Raw genomic sequence first — 664 nt, 5'->3', positions numbered from 1 at the left:
GGGCAGGGCGTCCAGTACGACCACGGCTTGCGGAACCATGTACTCGGGAAGCCTGAGGCCCGCGAACTCCCGCAGCCCGTCCGTATCGATGTCCTGCCCGGCGGGGACGATATACGCGGCGAGCCGTTTGTCGCCCGGCCGGTCCTCACGGACGATGACGGCGACCTGGCCGACCGTCTCATGCGACGCGAGCACGGCCTCGATCTCCCCCGGCTCCACCCGGAAGCCACGGATCTTCACCTGCTCGTCGGCACGACCGGCGAAGTGGAGCTGCCCGTCGGCCGTCCAGCGGGCCAGGTCACCCGACCGATACATACGACCGCCGAACGGGCACGCGACGAAGCGCTCCGCGGTGAGGTCCGGTCGGCCGACATACCCGCGGGCCAGACCCGCGCCCGCCACATACAGCTCACCCGTCACCCCCACCGGAACCGGCCGAAGGAAACCGTCCAGAACAAAGACCCGGGCGTTCCCGATCGGGGCGCCGATCGACGGCGGCAGATCCTCCGGCCGGATACCCCGGTCCAGCGGAACGGCCGTCGTGATCACCGTCGCCTCGGTCGGACCGTACGTATTCCACACCTGCGCCTGACCCGACCAACGGCTCGCCAGATCAGCGTTCAACCGCTCAGCACCCAACACCCAGTTCCGCACCCCAGGAACG

The 664-nt window shown here is 69.4% G+C and carries 1 protein-coding gene; it reads right to left on the bottom strand.

Annotated features, from left to right (window positions below; translation table 11 throughout):
• Positions 1-664 (bottom strand): AMP-binding protein (locus FF041_RS38675; RefSeq protein WP_194292375.1); only part of this gene is annotated, 664 nt, incomplete at both ends.

This window comes from Streptomyces jumonjinensis (genome assembly GCF_009600885.1).
Taxonomy (GTDB): Bacteria; Actinomycetota; Actinomycetes; order Streptomycetales; family Streptomycetaceae; genus Streptomyces; species Streptomyces jumonjinensis.
The sequence above is the reverse complement of the archived record's forward strand: the minus strand, read 5'-3'. Positions and strand labels throughout refer to the sequence as shown.